1 pseudogene is annotated in these 203 nt (G+C 73.4%); it reads right to left on the reverse strand.

The annotated features are described in order from the left end of the window. Positions 1 to 203 (reverse strand): annotated as a pseudogene (locus tag BFF77_RS36075) (hypothetical protein); the annotation flags it as partial.

Genomic DNA, 203 nt, shown 5'->3' on the forward strand with positions numbered 1-203 from the left:
TCGAAGCCGTCCTCGGGTTCGGGCTCGGGTCCGGGAGCGCCGTACGCGGCGTCGGGGTCGTACGGGTCCTTCGTGTCGTACGGGCCCTCGGCGTCGTAGTGCCCGTCCGGGCCGTACTGGCCATCGGTGCCGTACTGACCGTCGGGGCCGTAGTGCCCGTCCGCGTCGTACTGGCCCTGTGCCGGATCGGGCGTCGTGCCCGC

The organism is Streptomyces lushanensis (genome assembly GCF_001700515.1).
Classification (GTDB): Bacteria; Actinomycetota; Actinomycetes; order Streptomycetales; family Streptomycetaceae; genus Streptomyces; species Streptomyces lushanensis.